The following is an 18034-nucleotide window of genomic DNA, read 5'->3' as shown; positions in this document are numbered from 1 at the left end:
TAAATGTTTACAAACTAAATGTTGTTTTTGTACTAATTAAATTTTATTCCTTTATCATTAAAATCTATCTATTCACTAACATTTAATCCATCATATGCTAAGAACACATTATTAGGTAATTCTTTCTCTACTTCTTCATGAAACCCTAACAGCTCGCTTATATGAGTTAAATATGCTTTTTTAGGTTTCAATTCTTTAATAAAAGCTAATGCCTCTTCTATATTGAAATGTGTTGCATGTGGTTCTTTTCTTAATCCAGTTACTATTAAAACATCTAAGTTTTGTAGTTTTATTTTTTCTTCAATAGAAATAGTTTTAATATCTGTGATATAAGCTATATTATCAAAACGATACCCTAAAATAGGTAAACTTCCATGTAAAACTTCTACAGGTGTAACCGTAACCTCATTTAATTCAAATACTTTTTTATGAGAAACAGGAATTACCTCAACCGTTGGTGCACTTGGATATTTATTTTCAGTAACAAAAACATAATCGTACCTTTTTTGCAATGCTTTAAGCACTCTATCTGTTACATATATAGGTACTTTTCCCATTCGAAATCCAAAAGGTCTTATATCATCAAATCCAGCAATATGATCAGAATGTTCATGAGTAAATAATATTCCATTTATTGATTGAACATTTTCACGAATCATTTGTTGTCGGAAATCTGGTCCACAATCAATAACATAGTTAACATTATCCCAAGAAATCATTATTGATGACCTCAACCTTTTATCTCTAAAATCTTTTGAAAACGCTACAGGGTGGTTACTTGTAATCATTGGAACACCTGTTGAAGTGCCTGTTCCTAAAAAAGTTACTTTTATTTGTTTTTTTTTACTCATGGTTAACACAAAAATACGATAAAAATTGACTGATAGTTTCAATTTTCAGTACATTTGCTTCACGTAACAAAAAATAACAAAATGGCAATTACGTTAAAGGGAGATCAAAAAATAAACACGGTTCAAACTACCAAAACTAAAGCTTTAAAAATCAATTTAAATGCTCATATTTATGGTACTTTTGCCGAAATTGGAGCAGGACAAGAAACTGTTCGTAATTTTTTCAGAGCTGGTGGTGCTTCTGGTACAATTGCAAAAGCAATGAGTGCTTATGATAAAGATTTCTCTGATGCTATTTATGGTATTGAAAAAGATAATCGATATGTTACGGAAGCTAGATTAAAAAAAATGCTTAGGCATGAGATGGATTTAATTGAAGAACGTTTAGATCGTCAAAAACATCCAGATAAACTTTTTTTTAGTTATGCAAATACCGTAGCTACTATAAACTTTTCTAAAAAATTTAAAGGACATGGCTGGGTTGGTATCCGTTTTCAACTTGATCCTTTAGAAGACTATAACGAAATCGTTTTGCATTTACGTTTTAAAGAAACTGATGCAAGATTACAACAAGAAACTCTAGGTGTTTTAGGTGTAAACTTAGTTTATGGAGCTTTTTACTTAAATGACAACCCTAAAGAACTACTTAAATCTTTTTATGACAATATAGATAAAGATCGTTTAGAAATTGATATGATCAACTTTTCTGGACCAAGGTTTATGTATGTTGATAATCGATTAATGAGTTTACAATTAGTTAAAAACGGTATGACTAACGCCGTAATGTTTGACTCTGATGGTAACAATTTATTGCCTGCTCAAGTATTATACAAACGTAACATACTTGCTCTACGTGGTAGCTTTAGACCTGTAACTAAAGTAAATATGGATATGTTTCAAAAGTCTAAAGAATTATTTTTAGCCGAAAAGAAAGTAGATCCTGAGAAAACTCAAATAATTTTTGAAATTACCTTAAGTAACCTTAAAGCTGAAGGTAAAATTAATGAACGTGACTTTTTAGACAGAGCTGAATTATTATGTTCACTTGGTCAAAACGTAATGATTACCGATTATCAAGAATATTTCAAGTTGGTTGAATATTTTAGTGAATTTACCAAAGAACGTATGGCTTTAGCTATGGGAGTAAACAATCTTATTCAAATTTTTGACGAGAAGTACTACCGAAGTTTAAGTGGTGGAATTCTTGAAGCATTTGGTAAACTTTTTTATAGAGATTTAAAAGTTTATATGTATCCTTATAAAGAAGAAGAATCAGGTGAATATATAACAAGTGAAAACTTAAAAGTTCACCCACGTGTAAAAGAACTTTATAAGTTCTTCAAATCAAATGGTAAACTAGTAGACATTAAAGGGTTTAACCCTGAAATTCTAAGTATCTTTTCTCGTAAAGTTTTAAAAATGATAAAAGAAGACGAAGAAGGTTGGCAAGAAATGCTTCCGAAAGGAGTTTCTGAAACCATTAAAGAAAAACGCCTGTTTGGTTTCTTCAAAAAAAGAAAATAAAATTTCGCATTTAAATTAAACCTTTTAATAAATTTATGGTCTAACAGCTAAACTAAATTGGTTGACAGACGAAATAACATTTATTAATCAACTGCAAGACGCTTCTACAAAAGAAATAGCGTTTAAAAGTCTAATATCCGAATACAAAGAACGGTTGTATTGGCATATCAGAAAGATTGTTTTAATACATGCTGATGCTGATGATGTTTTACAAAATACTTTTATCAAAGTATTTAAAAACATTGATTCATTCAAAGGAGATAGTAAACTATTTTCTTGGATGTACAGAATAGCTACTAATGAAGCTATTACCTTTATAAACAAAAAAGCAAAAAGTAAAAGTGTTGATATAAATGATTATCAACAAGAATTAACTTCTAACTTAAATGGTGATTATTGGTTTAATGGAGATGAAATTCAAATAATTCTTCAAAAAGCTATAGCTACTCTCCCTCAACAACAACAATTAGTTTTTAATATGAAGTATTTTGACAACATGAAATACAATCAAATTTCAGAAATCTTAAACTTAAGTATTGGAGGCCTTAAAGCATCATATCATCATGCCGTAAAAAAAATTGAGGCATATATTAAAAATAGTAATTAAACCTTTTTATAAAAAGTAAGTCAAATAAACATGAACAATAATATAAAGGATAGCATAAAATACATAACTAACCAAACCAATAAGGTTAATGGTTTTACTGTTCCTGAAAATTATTTTGAAAAACTTGAACAAAAAATATTGGTTGATAGTAATCCAGCTTTAAGCAAAAAACATCCTTTTAAAACACCTGATAATTATTTTGAAGACTTAGAAAATTCAATTATAAATAAAATAACTAATATTGAAAAACAACCTAAGAGTAAAGTAATATCAATATATAAAAAAACAATACAACTTATCCCTACTGCAGTAGCTGCTTGTGTTCTTATTTTTTTAAGCTATACTTATTTTAATTTCAATACTACTAATGAAATTATCGATTTTAATAATATAACTACAGCTGATATTGAAGAGTGGTATGAAAATGGTTATATAAATACTACAGAAGAAGATTTGTCATTAGCTATTAACTCAACGAATTTGAACCTTGAAGAAGACATAATTACTTCTATTGAATTAAATAACGATAACATAGAAGAATATTTAAATACTATTGAAAACAGTACAATTTTTAATGAAATAGAATAAAAATGAAAAAACAAACACTACTTATCGCTATATTTTTTCTTTTTTCTAGCTTCTATTCGCAAGCTCAATTTAAAAGAAAAAAACAAAGTAAGATACAAGCTTATAAAATAGCTTACATAACAGAAAAACTTAACTTAACTGAAAATGAAGCTCAAAAATTTTGGCCTATATATAATGACTATAGTAAAAAAATGAGACAACTTCATAAAGAAGAGCGCTACAAAATAAAAAAGAGAATTTCTAAAAACGGTGATTTTGAAAGCATTTCCGAAGAAGATGCTAAAAAAATATTATTAAAAATAAAATCAATAAATAAAAAGAAAACCGTTTTAAAAAATTTATTCTTTGATAAACTATCATCATTCTTATCGTATAAAAAAGCACTAACACTTGAAGTTGCTGAACACGAGTTTAAATGGAAAATAATGAAAAAGCTACATCATAATAAAAGGAAAAAACATTAATGTTTTGGCATAAAAACCTCTAATAATTCTGATTCTTCTGGTGAACTAATAACAAAATCTTTTAAACAAGCAGGAATCATAATTGTTTGTCCCATTGTTAGTTTTTCAATTTGATTTTTATAAGTAAAGGTTACATTACCAGCTACACACATGTAAATAACAAAGCTATCTTTTTCGTAGTGATTTATAGATAATTTACCTTTTACAGGTAATACATTAGTGGTAAAATAAACACATGAAACAACTTTAGTTGTTTCATTTTGTTTTTTCACATAATCAGTTTTATAAGAAACTTGTGATTTGTAATTTATAACTTCTAAAGCTTTATCTGTATGCAACTCTCTATAACTACCATCTTTATCTTTTCTATCCCAATCAAAAATTCTATACGTTATATCTGATGTTTGTTGTATCTCTGCAATTAAAACTCCACCACCAATCGCATGGACTCTACCTGGTGGAATAAAATATACATCTCCTTTAGAAACTTCATCTATATTTAAAATTTCTAGTAATGATTTATTTTTTAAATGATGAAGATATTCCTCTTCGTTTGAATCTTTTTGAAAACCAACAATAATATTAGATTTCTCATCCGCTTGCATTACATACCACATTTCTGTTTTACCAAAAGAATCATGCCTTTGTTTAGCCATATTATCATTTGGATGCAATTGTACACTCAATACTTCTTTGGCATCAATATATTTAATCAATAAAGGAAAATCATCTTTAAAATCTTTATAAACACTTTCTCCAACTAAACTACTTTTATAGTTTTTTAAAAGTTCTTTTAAAGTTTTACCTATAAACTCACCATTACTTACTACCGATTCATCTCCTCTTACATCTGAAATTTCCCAACTTTCTCCAACAGAATCTTCTTCCGTTATCTTATTTAAAACAGTTTTTAATTTCTCTCCTCCCCATATTTTTTGTTTTAATATAGGTTTAAATCTAAGTAATTGGTCTATCATATAATTTTATTCACCGCTATAGGTTACGTAATTTCTAGGGGTTTCGTATAATGTAATTTTTAAATCAAATTCATTTTCTATTTTCAATCGCAACTTATTATAAATTACAACAGCTATATTTTCAGCTGAAGGGTTTATATTCATAAATTCTTTAACATCTAAATTTAAGTTTTTATGATCAAAAACATCCTCTATTTCTGTTTTAATTAATTCTTTTAATTTTCCTAAGTCATAAACATACCCAGTTTCTTTATCAATCTCACCAGATAAAGATACGATTAACTCATAATTATGTCCATGATAATTAGGGTTGTTACATTTTCCGAAAATTTCAACATTCTTTTCATCTGACCATTCTTTGTTATATAATCTATGGGCAGCATTAAAATGAGCTTTTCTATGTACAGTAACTTTTGGCATAATTTATATAAATTTATAAATTTTTTCGTAAGATTCTTTAAAAATTATCTTAAACCATTCAGTATAAATTTCTGGTTTCTTATCAATATCATTTTTCACCTCTTGCAATGGCATCCATTTATAAGCTTCCACCTCTGCTTTATTGATTAATGGAACATCATTAAACTTACCAACAAGTACATGATCTAATTCATGCTCAGTTAAACCATTATCAAAAGGGGCTTTATATATAAAACTAAAAACCTCTTCTAAATCACAAACAAACCCCATTTCTTCTTGTAAACGACGCTTACCTGCTTCAATATTAGTTTCTCCATCTCGTTGATGAGAACAACATGTATTTGTCCAGAGTAAAGGTGAATGATATTTTTCTTTAGCTCTTTGTTGTAACATTAACTCACCTTTGTTATTAAAAACAAAAACAGAGAAAGCACGATGTAATAATGCTTTTTCATGAGCTTCAATTTTTTCCATTAATCCAATAGGATTGTCTTGTTCATCAACTAAAATTACCTGTTCTTTCATTTGTCGATATTAATGAAAGCAAACTTACAAAATTGACAGCAGTTCAACAATTAATACTTTGAACGGTTTTATAATTAAATGTATCTTTGCAACCTTAAAATTTATAGATGAGTTTTTTAGAAGAAATACAGAGAAGACGTACGTTCGGAATTATATCACATCCAGATGCTGGAAAAACAACCTTAACTGAAAAATTATTATTATTTGGTGGGGCAATTCAAGAAGCTGGTGCTGTAAAAAATAATAAGATAAAAAAAGGAGCCACTTCTGATTTTATGGAGATTGAACGTCAAAGAGGAATTTCTGTTGCTACTTCTGTATTGGCTTTTATTTATAAAGATAAGAAAATTAATATTCTAGATACACCTGGACATAAAGATTTTGCTGAAGATACTTTTAGAACTTTAACTGCTGTTGATAGCGTTATTGTTGTGATTGATGTTGCTAAAGGAGTTGAACCTCAAACGGAAAAACTTGTTGAAGTTTGTAGGATGCGAAACATACCTATGCTTGTATTTATCAATAAATTAGACCGTGAAGGAAAAGACGCTTTTGATTTGTTAGATGAAGTTGAACAAAAGTTAGGTCTTCATGTAACTCCTATGAGTTTCCCTATCGGTATGGGGTATGATTTTAAAGGAATCTATAATATTTGGGAAAAGAAACTTAATATCTTTTCTGGAGAAAACAAAACAACTATTTCTGAAGGTGTTCAATTTGATGATGTTACAAATCCAGAATTAGATAAAATTATAGGAGAAGATGCTGCTGAAACACTAAGAGAGGAAATTGAAATGGTATATGGAATATACCCTGAATTTAATCAACAAGAATACTTAGAAGGAAAATTACAACCTGTGTTTTTTGGTTCTGCTTTAAATAATTTTGGAGTTAAAGAATTATTAGACGCTTTTATTGATATTGCACCACAGCCACAACCTAAAAAAGCTGAGGAACGTTTAGTAGATTCTAAAGAAGAGAAACTAACCGGTTTTGTATTTAAAATACATGCAAATATGGACCCTAAACATCGTGATCGTTTAGCTTTTATAAAAATTGTATCAGGTACTTTTAAAAGAAACACTCCTTATTTACATGTACGAAATAAAAAGAAAGTAAAATTCTCTAGCCCTAATGCCTTTTTTGCAGAAAAAAAAGAAATTGTAGATGAATCTTTCCCTGGTGATATTGTTGGTTTACATGATACTGGAAACTTTAAAATTGGAGATACTTTAACAGAAGGTGAACAACTTAATTTCAAAGGAATACCAAGTTTTTCTCCTGAACATTTCCGTTATGTAAACAATGCTGATCCAATGAAGGCCAAGCAACTATACAAAGGTTTAGATCAGTTAATGGATGAAGGTGTTGCTCAATTATTTACAATGGATATGAACGGACGTAAAATTGTTGGTACTGTTGGAGCTTTACAATATGAAGTAATACAATATCGTTTGGAGCATGAATATGGTGCTAAATGTTCTTATGAAAATATTTCAGTACACAAAGCTTGTTGGGTACAACCTGAAGACCCTAAAAATGAAGAATTCAAAGAATTCAAACGTGTTAAACAACGTTATTTAGCAAAAGACAAACAAGGTCAGTTGGTATTTTTAGCTGATTCTGCTTTTACTATTCAAATGACTCAAAGTAAATATCCTAGTGTAAAATTACATTTCACAAGTGAATTTCAGTAAATAATATTAAAAATGTAAGTTATTATGATAGTAAAAACATTAATTAATATTGAGACAACAAAAAATAAATTGTTCCTTTTCAGTTTTTTGTTACTATTTACTTCTTTTACTTTTTCACAAGAAAATTTATCTCTTTTGAAAGGAAAGGAATTACATAATAAAGTTCGATTAAACTTTATTCCTGTTCAGATGCCTTCAAATAAGTTCCCTGATTTGAAACCAACTATGGGAATGATGGGCTTACATTATCAAATGCCATTCAATGATTGGTTATATGGTGGAGCTGCAATGCATGCTGCTTTAACAGGAGATCAGGGTGGTTTATTTACTTTAGGTGTTGAGCTAGGAATTAATAAACAACTATATAGAAATCTATATTTTGATGCTAATTTCCACTTTGGTGGAGGTGGTGGTTATAGAATTTATGTTAACGATGGTGCTTTTATTAATCCAAACATTGGTTTACAATATAAAAAAAACAACTACTCTTTTGGCGTCCAATATAGTCATGTAAATTTTTACTCTGGAGAAATAAAAAGCAATTCTGTTTCATTTTTTTTAGAAATCCCAAGCCTATTACGTTTTTCTAATTATGATACAGCTCATCAAAATTTTATTAATTCAAACCTCTCTTCTAATAATTTCTGGAAACGTTCAACAGTTAAAAATGTACAACAAGTACGCTTTGATTTTTTCATTCCTTTTGGTAAATCTAAAAAAGATGATCGTACTCCTTTAACAGAAACCTTATATGTACTTGGTTTTGAGTATCAAAAATATTTAAACGAAAACACCTTCTTATTTGCACATACAGATGCCATTTACAAAGGTTTACGTGCTGGTTTTATGGATTTATTTATAGGTGCTGGATACCATCCATACCAATCTAAATATATTAATTTGTTTACTAAGCTAGGAGTTGGTGCTGCAGGTGGACGAATTGCTCCTGAAGGTGGTTTAATGATATACCCATCTATTGGAATGGACTTAAAACTATCTAACAATTTTGCTTTAAGTGGACATGGTGGTTATTATAGAGCTTTAGCTGGAGACCTAGAAGCTTATACTCTTGGTTTTGGTGTAAAATATATAGGATTAAACGGTGGTACTAAAACATCTTCTAACAACGAAACAGCTACTTTTAAAACTAAAGGTATCACATTAAGTATGGAAAATCAATCTTACTTTAATGTTGCTAAAAAAGACCCTCCAAATAAAATATACTCAGTAGATTTACAATTATTGGCTTTACAATTTAACTATGATTTAACCAAAAACATCTATTTAATTGGTGAAGCTGGCTTTGCTTATGAAGGTCAATCTGGTGGTTATGCTCATGGATTAGTTGGATTAGGTTTTAAAACTAATACCTTTTTTAATAATAAACTAAATGCCTTTTTAGATCTTACTGCTGGAGCTGCTGGCGGCGCTGGAGTTGATACAGATGAAGGTATTATTATAAGACCTACAGCTGGTTTAAATTATAATATCACAAATAATTTTTCAATTACTGCCTCTGGCGGTAAATTATATTCGCCTTTTGGCAATGTAAAATCAACAAATATTAATATCGGATTTAACTTCAATTTTGCTAGTTTGTCCGTTTCAAAATAATGTAAAATAGTTTTTAAAATTAAAAAGATGAATAACGGAATTTATGCAAAGTTCACTACTTCTAAAGGGAATATTTTAGTGAATTTAGAATACGAAAAAACACCTGGTACAGTTGGTAATTTTGTTGCTTTAGCAGAAGGTAACCTAGAAAATTCAGCAAAACCTCAAGGAACTCCTTATTATAATGGATTAAAGTTTCACCGTGTTATTCCTGATTTTATGATTCAAGGTGGTTGCCCACAAGGAACAGGAACAGGAAATCCAGGTTATAAATTTGATGATGAAATTCATCCTGAATTAAAACATGATGCTCCTGGTAAATTATCTATGGCAAATGCTGGACCAGGAACAAATGGTTCTCAGTTTTTCATTACGCATGTAGCTACTCCTTGGTTAGATGGTAAACATACTGTTTTTGGAAGTGTTATTGAAGGACAAGATGTAGTTGATGCTGTAGCCCAAGAAGACGAAATGAATGTAGAAATAATTCGTGTAGGTGATACTGCAGAAGCTTTCAACGCAGTTGAAGCTTTTAGGTCTTTTGAAGGAGCTAGAGAAAAGCGTGAAGAACAAGAAAAAGCTAAACAAAAAGAATTATTAGACTCTGTGGCTGCTGGATATGATGAAACTAATAGTGGGCTACGTTACAAAGTTTTACAACAAGGCGATGGTAAACAAGCTACTAAAGGAGCAACAGTTTCTGTTCATTATAAAGGTCAATTGTTAGATGGAACTGTTTTTGATTCTTCATACAAACGTAAACAACCTATTGATTTTGCTATTGGCGTTGGTCAAGTAATTGCTGGATGGGATGAAGGAATTCAATTATTAAAAGTTGGAGATAAAGCTCGTTTAGTTATACCGTCAAACTTAGCTTATGGTGAAGCTGGTGCTGGTGGGGTCATACCTCCTAACGCGACATTAATTTTTGACGTTGAATTAATGAACGTAAAATAATTAAATAAACATACTATTGTATAAAACTCTCATTTAATGGGAGTTTTATTTTTTTATAAATATTCTATTAATTTTAAATTAACATTCCTAACATTAAGCATAACATTAATTAATGCATTTATGATATTAAGGTAAAGGCTTTTCGATGTAAAAAAGAGAAATTTACATCAACCAAGTAAGCCCCATAAATCATGAAAGCAAATTTATTAACATCAATCTTTTTATTATTATCATTAAATGGTTTTAGTCAAGAAGTATGTAAATCATCTGAAGAAACCATAACCGATTTAAATAGTATATCTATCAGTAAATGTGAAATAGAAAACACTAAAGAAAAAAAAGTAAAACCAACACAACGAAAAATAACTAGAACCTCAATTTCATCAAGAAAAAGAATTACTAGTAGGTTTAAAACAACTCCTAAACGTATTAAATCAAATTTAAGCTTAAATAATAATTTAAAACAAGCTTTAATTAATACCTCGAGTACCACTAAAAATAAACTAAACACCAAAAGTGTGCTATTCAAACTTGTTGATGAAGTACCTTTATTTCCATCATGTTCAAACGGAGATAAAATAGAAAATATTAAATGTTTTAAAAATAATATGCAAAAACATTTTATTAAAAACTTTGATCCTGAATCAATAGTCGAAGATAATATTTCTGGAAAAGTGATTATACGTTTTAAAATTGCTATTGATGGAAGTATAAAAGAGCCACAAATAATAAGTTCAAAGAAGAGCAACAAATTAAAAGAAGAAGTCATTAAAACATTATCAAAACTCCCTAGTTTACAACCTGGTAAAGTTAATGGGCTACCTGTTAATGTTGATTATGTTTTTCCTATTAACTTAACAAGCGAGTAAATTAAAAACAGCCATAAATTTGAAAAAAAAAGTTAAAAAATAAATTTCTTCAAAAAAAAACGTAAAAAAAATATTTTCAACGATTATTACAAGACTCCTTTAAAACAAAGGGAAAATGAATAAAAAAAGATAATAAAAAACATAACTAGTTAATTTTTAAACAAATAATTACTTGTTTTTGTAACTTTTTACATATTTTTGCGTCATAATAATAGAACATTACTTTGAAAGGTATTTTTAAAGTAGGTAAAATAAATATTAATTTAACAGTAAAGTAATTGTTATTTTTCTTTGAATTTAAAATTTGTTTTATTATGTTTACAATGTTAATCAAAATTATTAACCCCTAAATTAAGCAAGATTATGATGAGATTCCCCTTGTTAATTATAGCTATATTATTTTCTTTTATAGCTACAGCTCAAGAGCAATGTGCTACTCCAGACGAAAGTATAGCTGACCCAAATAGTATTACTAAGTGTGCAGTAGAAGAAGTAAAAGGTGCTGATGGTTCAGCAAAAAAACAAGTATCAATTGAAGTTTCTACAAGAAGACGTGTTGTTCGTAAAAACAAATCAGCCGTTTCTGCTATTGGAGGTTCAAATAATTCTCATCAATTAGCTAACGTTAAGAAAAAAACGTTGTTAGTTGGTAAGTTAGAACTTGAAGACTCAGGAGAAGCTCTTAAAAAGATTCCATTTAACATAGTTGAAGAGATTCCATTATTTTCAAAATGTGAAAGCCAGCCTTTAATCAAGCAAGCAAAATGTTTTGAAGAGCAAATGAATAAGCATATCTTAAAAAACTTTAAATATCCTGAAGAAGCTTTAAAGAATGAAATTCAAGGAAGAGTATTAGTTCAATTTACTATCAATGAAAATGGAGCTGTACAAGATATAAGAATGCGTGGTCCTAAAGGTGGAGAATTATTGGAAAAGGAAGCTAAGAGGTTAGTAACTGAATTACCTAAATTCATCCCTGGGAAACACAATGGAAAAGTAGTAAAAGTAAAGTATGGTATTCCAATTACTTTTAAAGTTCCAGGTTCTAAAGGAAAAGCTAAAACTAAAAGAGCAGTAGTAGCTAGAAAAGTTATTAAGAAAGCACCTGTTAAGAAAGCAGCACCAGTTGTTAAGGAAGCTCGTCTTACTAATATCATCAAATTTAATAAAGTTCAATCTATTCCTCAATTTAAAGCATGTGCTAATGCTTCTGATTTTGAAAGGTTAAATTGTTTTAATGAAAGAATGATTAGTCATATTCAAAGAAACTTTAACTATCCAGAAGTTGCTGCAAGAAAAAATATTGAAGGAAGAGTATGGGTTACTTTTGTAATTAGTAAAGAAGGTAAAGTTAGAAATGTTCAAATGAGAGGGCCTAAAGATGGACACCTTTTAGAATTAGAAGCTAAAAGAATGGTAACTAAATTACCTACATTTATTCCTGGAAAACAAAATGGAGAGTTAGCTAATGTTCAATATACTATACCTATCAACTTTAAATTAAACGATTAAGGTTTATCAAAATTCATCATATAATATAAATAAAAATCCTGAAACTTAATTGTTTCGGGATTTTTTAATTATTATTCTTCCCTCCTATTTATTTTCCTAAATTTTATACTTCACGAAACAATTATAATATTCAACCTATAAAATGGTATATTTGAAATTATTTTAGATAAAAACTTATGAATATTATTGCAATGATACCTGCAAGATATCAAGCTTCAAGATTTCCAGGAAAATTAATGAAAGACTTAGCAGGAAAGCCTGTAATAGTTAGAACTTATGAAGCTGCTCTTAAATCGAAACTTTTTGATGATGTCTATGTTGTAACAGATTCTGAAATTATATCTCAAACAATACATAATATAAATGGAAAAGTTATTATTAGTAAAAGAGAGCATGATTGCGGTTCTGATAGAATAGCTGAAGCTGTAGAAAACATAGAAACTGACATTGTTGTAAATGTTCAAGGTGATGAACCTTTTATTGACACTATATCTTTAAAAAAACTAATAGCTGTTTTCAAAGAAGATACAAAACACATTATTGATTTAGCTTCTTTAAAAGTTGCTATAAAAGAAAGAGAAGAGATTGAAAACCCTAATAATGTAAAAGTAATTACTGATGCAAATAACTTTGCATTATACTTTTCTAGAAGTGTTATTCCTTTTCATAGGGAAAAGGATCAAAGTATTACATACTTCAAGCACAAAGGGGTTTATGCATTTAGAAAATCAGCTTTATTAGATTTTTATAACACACCTATGACTCCTTTAGAAACTGCTGAAAAAATAGAATGTATCAGGTATTTAGAAGTTGGCAAAAAAATTAAAATGATAGAAACTACTATTGAAAGTATTGGTATTGATACTCCTGAAGATTTAGAAAAAGCAAAAAAATATTTATCTAAACAAAATGATTAAAAAACAAATTAAAGTTATAGCTTTCGATGCTGATGATACACTTTGGGTAAATGAAACTTATTTTAGAGAAGCTGAAAATGCTTTCGCTACTCTATTATCAAATTACGAAACAGAAAATAAAATACATCAAGAGTTATATAAAAAAGAGATTGAAAACTTGCCAATTTATGGCTATGGAATTAAAGGATTTGTTATATCAATGATAGAATGTGCTTTAGAACTTTCTAATAATACTATTAATCAAAAAACTATTAGTAAAATAATAAATATAGGTAAAGAAATGTTACAAAAACCTGTTATAATTTTAGATGGTGTAATAGATGTTTTAAATAGTTTAAAAAGAGATTATAAATTAATTGTTGCTACAAAAGGTGATTTATTAGATCAAGAACGAAAATTAGAAAAGTCTGGCTTAATTAAATACTTTCATCATGTTGAAGTAATGAGTGAAAAAAAAGAAAATGATTATACTAAATTAATTAACCATTTAGATATTCAAGCTAGTGAGTTTTTAATGATAGGTAATTCTTTAAAGTCAGATGTTCTACCTTTATTAAATATTGGTGCTTCTGCAATTCATATTCCTTTTCATACTACTTGGGAACATGAGAAAGTAACTCAAGACACAACTAATCTCAATTATAAATCCTACACAAAAATTACTGATATTTTAAATTCATTGTAATGTTTATCGAGTATTTTATAAAATAGGTTTTATTTCGTATTTTATTTGATATTAAAAGAATAAAAACTAGTAAATTTGCATCAAATTTATAATTATGGCAAGTATAAAAAACTTAAAGAAAGATATTAATTATACCTTAGGGGATATCATTGAAGAATGTTATGTATGGGAGCTATTAAACCCTAAAGAAGATACAGCAAAATCTGAAGCAATTATAGATGAAGCAATCGCTACATTTGATGGTTTACTAGATAACGTACATGCTAAAAATATTGAAAACAAAAAAAGTCATTTCAAAAACATTAGTAAAGACCTAGAAATCAAAGCTAAAGAACTTATACAAAAAGTAAATAGTTTATAATCAAAAAGCCAGTTTTTTTAAAGCTGGCTTTTTTTTGCTTAACTTTAACATTGTTCACATAATATTTTTTCGTAAATTACGATTAATAATTATAACTCAAATCCCCTTAAAATGGCAAGAGCTATGTATGACTACACTAAAACGGTACTTAAAAAAGTAAGTTTTAACTCTGATTTGTTTTGTAAGGAATTAAAGAAAGCTTTAAATCGATTACTTCCTCACGAAATTAATGAATTAACAATTTGGCTTAAAGAATTTACGGCAAACAAGCCGGAGCTTTATGTCTGCATGTCAATAGTTAGAAATTAAAAAAAAAAGGAAGGTATTTTAAAATACCTTCCTTTTTTAATTAATACTATCATTTTTTATTTTTCTTCACAATCACTATCTTTTGTACATTTATTTTGACTTGGATTATTTCCATTTGATTTAAAATTATTTCTTAAAAACATTAAGTAACTATTACGCTTACTTATTCTTTTTTTTACTTTAATTTTTTCTGCCTGTTGCTTAGCTTGTATTCTATCTTTTCCTTTAACAATATAAAAATATGATCTTCTATTTACTTGATGTTCCTTTTCTGAACACTTTCTTTGATTAGCATTATTACAATTGTTTAATAACTGCTCTTCACCGTACCCTACAGCGCTTTCTATACTATTCTTAGGTATGCCTCTTGATATAATATAATCTCTTGTAGATTTTGCCCTTTTGTCTGATAAAAACTTATTGTAGGCATCTTTACCTCTACTATCAGTATGAGACTCTATTTTTATTACAATTTCAGGATGATTTTTCATTACTGTAACAATGTTTTCCAGCTCATATTCGGCATCTTCTCTAATAAATGATTTATTAAAATCGAAATAAATTGGGTTTATAACAATTTGATCTCCTATTATTAAAGGAATAAGTTTTAAATCAACTTTTACAACTTCAATTTCTTTAGACATAGTATCAATAGGTTTTTGATCTGGTCTATGATCTAATTTACTTGCTTTAATAACATATTTTGAGTCGCATAATACTTTTTCAAATTTATAATTACCAGAAATATCAGAAATAGTTTCATGCATTACTTCACCTGAAGCATTTACTAATTTTAATATAGCATCAGGTATAATATCACCGGTTTTAGCATCAACAACAGTACCTGTTATAGTTTTCGTACAAATTGAAGGTGTTGTATATATATAGTAACTATAAATATCATCATCTCCTTTTCCCTTTTTCCTATTAGATGAGAAAAAACCTTTTTTACCATCTTCATGAATATAAAAAGCAAAATCATCTCTTTTACTGTTAAAAGGCTCTCCTAAATTAGTAACTTTTGTAAAAGTTGAATCGTTTTTAATTTTAGTTTGAAAAACATCTAGTAATCCTAACCCTAAATGCCCGTCTGAAGAAAAATACAACGTATTATCATTTCCAATGAAAGGAAATTTTTCTTTATCAGAAGTATTTACTTTATCACCTAAATTAATAGGTTTACCAAATGCATCGTTTTCTTTGATTTTTACCTTATAAATATCAGATGCTCCAAAACCTCCTGGCATATCAGAAACAAAATATAATAATTTTTCATCAGGACTTAAAGCTGGATGCCCTGTAGAATACTCATTACTATTAAAAGGTAATTCAAGTACATTACTCCACACTCCATTTACTAATGAAGCTCTATATATTTTTAAATTAACAGATCTTCTCTTATCATTATTTAATCTTTTACCATCAAAATTATTTCTTGTAAAATAAACAGTTTTACCATCTTTAGTAAAAACAGGTTTACCTTCATGATATCTTGTAGTAATAGGCTCAGGTAAAATTTTATGATTATTTAACTCTAAAACTGTATCCTTTTCATTTCCCTCTATGGTTTCTATACTTTCTTTAGCTTTGTAAATATTTAAAAATGGTTGATTATTCCATTTATATAAACGTTGTTTTTTACCTTTTTTTGGAGCAGCAGATGTATAATAGGCATTTCCATCTAAAATAAAACCTCCATAATCAGAATATGGAGTATTAATTGCTAAATTTCTAATACTTATTCTTTGGTCTTTATTATTTGAGTAATCAAGAAGATAATTTTCATTTTCTAATTCAATTTTCCTATTACTCTTATCATTTTTTTCAGACAAAACTAAAAAGATAGAATCTGATTTTTTATAATCTCCTTTACTTCTTAGAGTTTGGGCATACTTAAATAAATATCTATCCGTTACCTCATTTCTATAAATTTTCACTAATTTCTCATACCAAATTAATGCTTCTTCAGTATTAGCATTATTGTAATATGAGTCAGCTAACCTACTTAAAACATGTTTTGAAGTGTCTCCTTTTTTTACCACTATAGATTTATATAATTCTGCTGATTGGATATAAGAAAACTCTTCAAAATATCTATCAGCGACTCTTCTGCTTTGTGCAAAAACTGTATTAACACTTATTACTATTAATAGTATTAGTAATATTTTTTGTGATTTCATTAATTCTACTTTTTCTAGTTTAAAAGAACCTTGGTGATTTATATTTATATTCTTTAAATATGTCATACCTAAGCATAACTTCATGAGTTCCTGAATTTGTTACATTATAATTAGATGTAGTTAAATCATAAGCATATCCAATTAATAATGAGTCAGTGGCTTGAAAACCTAATAGAGCACTTATTGAATCTCCCCATCTCCATGCTACACCTACTCTAAATTTATCATTAAATAAAAAATTAGCTGAAACATCTAATGACAATGGAGCACCAGAAACTATTTTAGCTAACGCGGCTGGTTTAAACTTTATATTTTCATTTAATTCAAACACATAACCAGCTATTAAGAAAAAATGCATTCTTTCAACTGCTGTTGTTGTTGTAGAAGCTAATTTTTGATCATAATGTTCAGTTCTTATAAAATTTGGTACAGATAAACCTATATACCATTCAGGTTCGTGGTAGTATATACCAGCTCCTATTGTTGGTAAAAATTTACCATTAATATTACTGGCAAACAAAGCTTCATCTTTAACCAATCTTCCTTTTGTCCAATCAATATTTAATATCCTTCCTCCTAATCTAAGTCCAAAAGCTAAATTTCCTACTTCTCCTGTCTCTACAGTATATGATAAGTTTCCATCAAAATAAATTTCATGAGATGGCCCTATTTTATCATTTACTAAATTTAATCCAAGTCCCAACTTTGACCTACCAATAGGTGTATCATAACTTAAATTTTGTGTATCAGGAGCTCCTTCAAAACCTACCCACTGTGTTCTTCCTAAAGCTGTTATTACAGCATGACCTCTAGAACCAGCATATGCAGGATTAACACTTAATGTATTAAACATATATTGAGTGAACTGCGGATCTTGTTGCGAATAGGTATTTGTTATTAAACAAATACCTAGTATGCAAGTTAATATTGAAAATGATTTCATTTTATAGTTTTATTGTCTTAAAATATGATAATTA

Annotated in this window: 19 protein-coding genes; 13 read left to right on the top strand and 6 right to left on the bottom strand. The window is 28.3% G+C overall.

Annotated elements, in window-relative coordinates:
• Nucleotides 1–68: 68 nt before the first annotated feature.
• On the bottom strand, nt 69–851 hold the full coding sequence (locus BLV71_RS11810; protein WP_093870745.1) for an MBL fold metallo-hydrolase: 783 nt from the start codon (nt 849–851) through the stop codon (nt 69–71).
• 81 nt (nt 852–932) lie between these two features.
• Between BLV71_RS11810 and BLV71_RS11805 the strand changes: the two genes are divergently transcribed.
• The 4 genes from BLV71_RS11805 to BLV71_RS11790 all read left to right on the top strand — a co-directional run bounded on the left by BLV71_RS11805 (nt 933) and on the right by BLV71_RS11790 (nt 4034).
• On the top strand, nt 933–2375 hold the full coding sequence (locus BLV71_RS11805; protein ID WP_093870744.1) for a nicotinate-nucleotide adenylyltransferase: 1443 nt from the start codon (nt 933–935) through the stop codon (nt 2373–2375).
• Between the two features lie 61 nt (nt 2376–2436).
• Nucleotides 2437–2982: an RNA polymerase sigma factor gene (locus BLV71_RS11800; protein ID WP_093870743.1), complete on the top strand. Its 546-nt coding sequence runs from the start codon at nt 2437–2439 to the stop codon at nt 2980–2982.
• A 30-nt stretch (nt 2983–3012) separates the two neighbouring features.
• Nucleotides 3013–3570, top strand: a complete 558-nt coding sequence (locus BLV71_RS11795) for a hypothetical protein (RefSeq protein ID WP_093870742.1) — start codon at nt 3013–3015, stop codon at nt 3568–3570.
• A 2-nt stretch (nt 3571–3572) separates the two neighbouring features.
• Nucleotides 3573–4034 (top strand): hypothetical protein, encoded by a 462-nt coding sequence (locus tag BLV71_RS11790; protein ID WP_093870741.1) that lies wholly within the window; start codon nt 3573–3575, stop codon nt 4032–4034.
• Here the strand turns inward: BLV71_RS11790 and BLV71_RS11785 are convergent.
• From BLV71_RS11785 to idi, 3 genes are read right to left on the bottom strand one after another with little or no spacing between them, the layout of a single operon-like run.
• A complete protein-coding gene (locus BLV71_RS11785; protein WP_093870740.1) occupies nt 4031–5011 on the bottom strand; it encodes a type I phosphomannose isomerase catalytic subunit in 981 nt (326 codons plus the stop codon). The two genes, BLV71_RS11790 and BLV71_RS11785, sit on opposite strands and share 4 nt — an antisense overlap.
• A 6-nt stretch (nt 5012–5017) precedes the next feature.
• The gene (locus BLV71_RS11780) at nt 5018–5431 is read right to left on the bottom strand and encodes a 6-pyruvoyl trahydropterin synthase family protein (RefSeq protein ID WP_093870739.1); all 414 of its coding nucleotides are present in this window, start codon (nt 5429–5431) and stop codon (nt 5018–5020) included.
• A gap of 3 nt (nt 5432–5434) precedes the next feature.
• Nucleotides 5435–5956 (bottom strand): isopentenyl-diphosphate Delta-isomerase, encoded by a 522-nt coding sequence (gene idi / locus BLV71_RS11775; RefSeq protein ID WP_093870738.1) that lies wholly within the window; start codon nt 5954–5956, stop codon nt 5435–5437.
• Nucleotides 5957–6063: 107 nt separating this feature from the next.
• Between idi and BLV71_RS11770 the strand changes: the two genes are divergently transcribed.
• The 9 genes from BLV71_RS11770 to BLV71_RS11730 all read left to right on the top strand — a co-directional run bounded on the left by BLV71_RS11770 (nt 6064) and on the right by BLV71_RS11730 (nt 14877).
• On the top strand, nt 6064–7653 hold the full coding sequence (locus BLV71_RS11770; RefSeq protein WP_093870737.1) for a peptide chain release factor 3: 1590 nt from the start codon (nt 6064–6066) through the stop codon (nt 7651–7653).
• 24 nt (nt 7654–7677) lie between these two features.
• The gene (locus BLV71_RS11765; protein WP_255405184.1) at nt 7678–9267 is read left to right on the top strand and encodes a hypothetical protein; all 1590 of its coding nucleotides are present in this window, start codon (nt 7678–7680) and stop codon (nt 9265–9267) included.
• Between the two features lie 27 nt (nt 9268–9294).
• Nucleotides 9295–10224: a peptidylprolyl isomerase gene (locus tag BLV71_RS11760; RefSeq protein WP_093870736.1), complete on the top strand. Its 930-nt coding sequence runs from the start codon at nt 9295–9297 to the stop codon at nt 10222–10224.
• 191 nt (nt 10225–10415) lie between these two features.
• Nucleotides 10416–11093, top strand: a complete 678-nt coding sequence (locus tag BLV71_RS11755; protein ID WP_093870735.1) for an energy transducer TonB — start codon at nt 10416–10418, stop codon at nt 11091–11093.
• Between the two features lie 363 nt (nt 11094–11456).
• A complete protein-coding gene (locus BLV71_RS11750; RefSeq protein WP_093870734.1) occupies nt 11457–12605 on the top strand; it encodes an energy transducer TonB in 1149 nt (382 codons plus the stop codon).
• Nucleotides 12606–12781: 176 nt separating this feature from the next.
• Nucleotides 12782–13522, top strand: a complete 741-nt coding sequence (gene kdsB / locus BLV71_RS11745; protein WP_093870733.1) for a 3-deoxy-manno-octulosonate cytidylyltransferase — start codon at nt 12782–12784, stop codon at nt 13520–13522.
• On the top strand, nt 13515–14207 hold the full coding sequence (locus BLV71_RS11740) for an HAD family hydrolase (RefSeq protein WP_093870732.1): 693 nt from the start codon (nt 13515–13517) through the stop codon (nt 14205–14207). Before kdsB ends, BLV71_RS11740 begins: the two co-directional genes overlap by 8 nt.
• Before the next feature lie 94 nt (nt 14208–14301).
• Nucleotides 14302–14568 carry a hypothetical protein gene (locus tag BLV71_RS11735; RefSeq protein WP_093870731.1) on the top strand — a complete coding sequence of 89 codons (267 nt, stop codon included), beginning with the start codon at nt 14302–14304 and terminating at the stop codon, nt 14566–14568.
• Between the two features lie 111 nt (nt 14569–14679).
• Nucleotides 14680–14877, top strand: coding sequence for a hypothetical protein (locus BLV71_RS11730; RefSeq protein WP_093870730.1), 198 nt, complete (start codon nt 14680–14682; stop codon nt 14875–14877).
• Nucleotides 14878–14933: 56 nt separating this feature from the next.
• On the opposite strand, the gene BLV71_RS11725 is transcribed toward BLV71_RS11730, so the two are convergent.
• Together BLV71_RS11725 and BLV71_RS11720 are read right to left on the bottom strand one after the other, a co-directional pair.
• Nucleotides 14934–17141, bottom strand: coding sequence for an OmpA family protein (locus tag BLV71_RS11725; RefSeq protein WP_255405183.1), 2208 nt, complete (start codon nt 17139–17141; stop codon nt 14934–14936).
• Complete coding sequence (locus BLV71_RS11720) at nt 17077–18000, bottom strand: PorP/SprF family type IX secretion system membrane protein (protein ID WP_093870729.1); 924 nt, start codon at nt 17998–18000, stop codon at nt 17077–17079. The genes BLV71_RS11725 and BLV71_RS11720 overlap by 65 nt, the downstream gene beginning before the upstream one ends.
• Nucleotides 18001–18034 lie beyond the last annotated feature (34 nt).

The organism is Tenacibaculum sp. MAR_2010_89 (genome assembly GCF_900105985.1).
GTDB classification, from domain to species: domain Bacteria; phylum Bacteroidota; class Bacteroidia; order Flavobacteriales; family Flavobacteriaceae; genus Polaribacter; species Polaribacter halocynthiae.
Note: the sequence above shows the minus strand (reverse complement) of the source record. Positions and strands in the feature narration are given on the sequence as shown.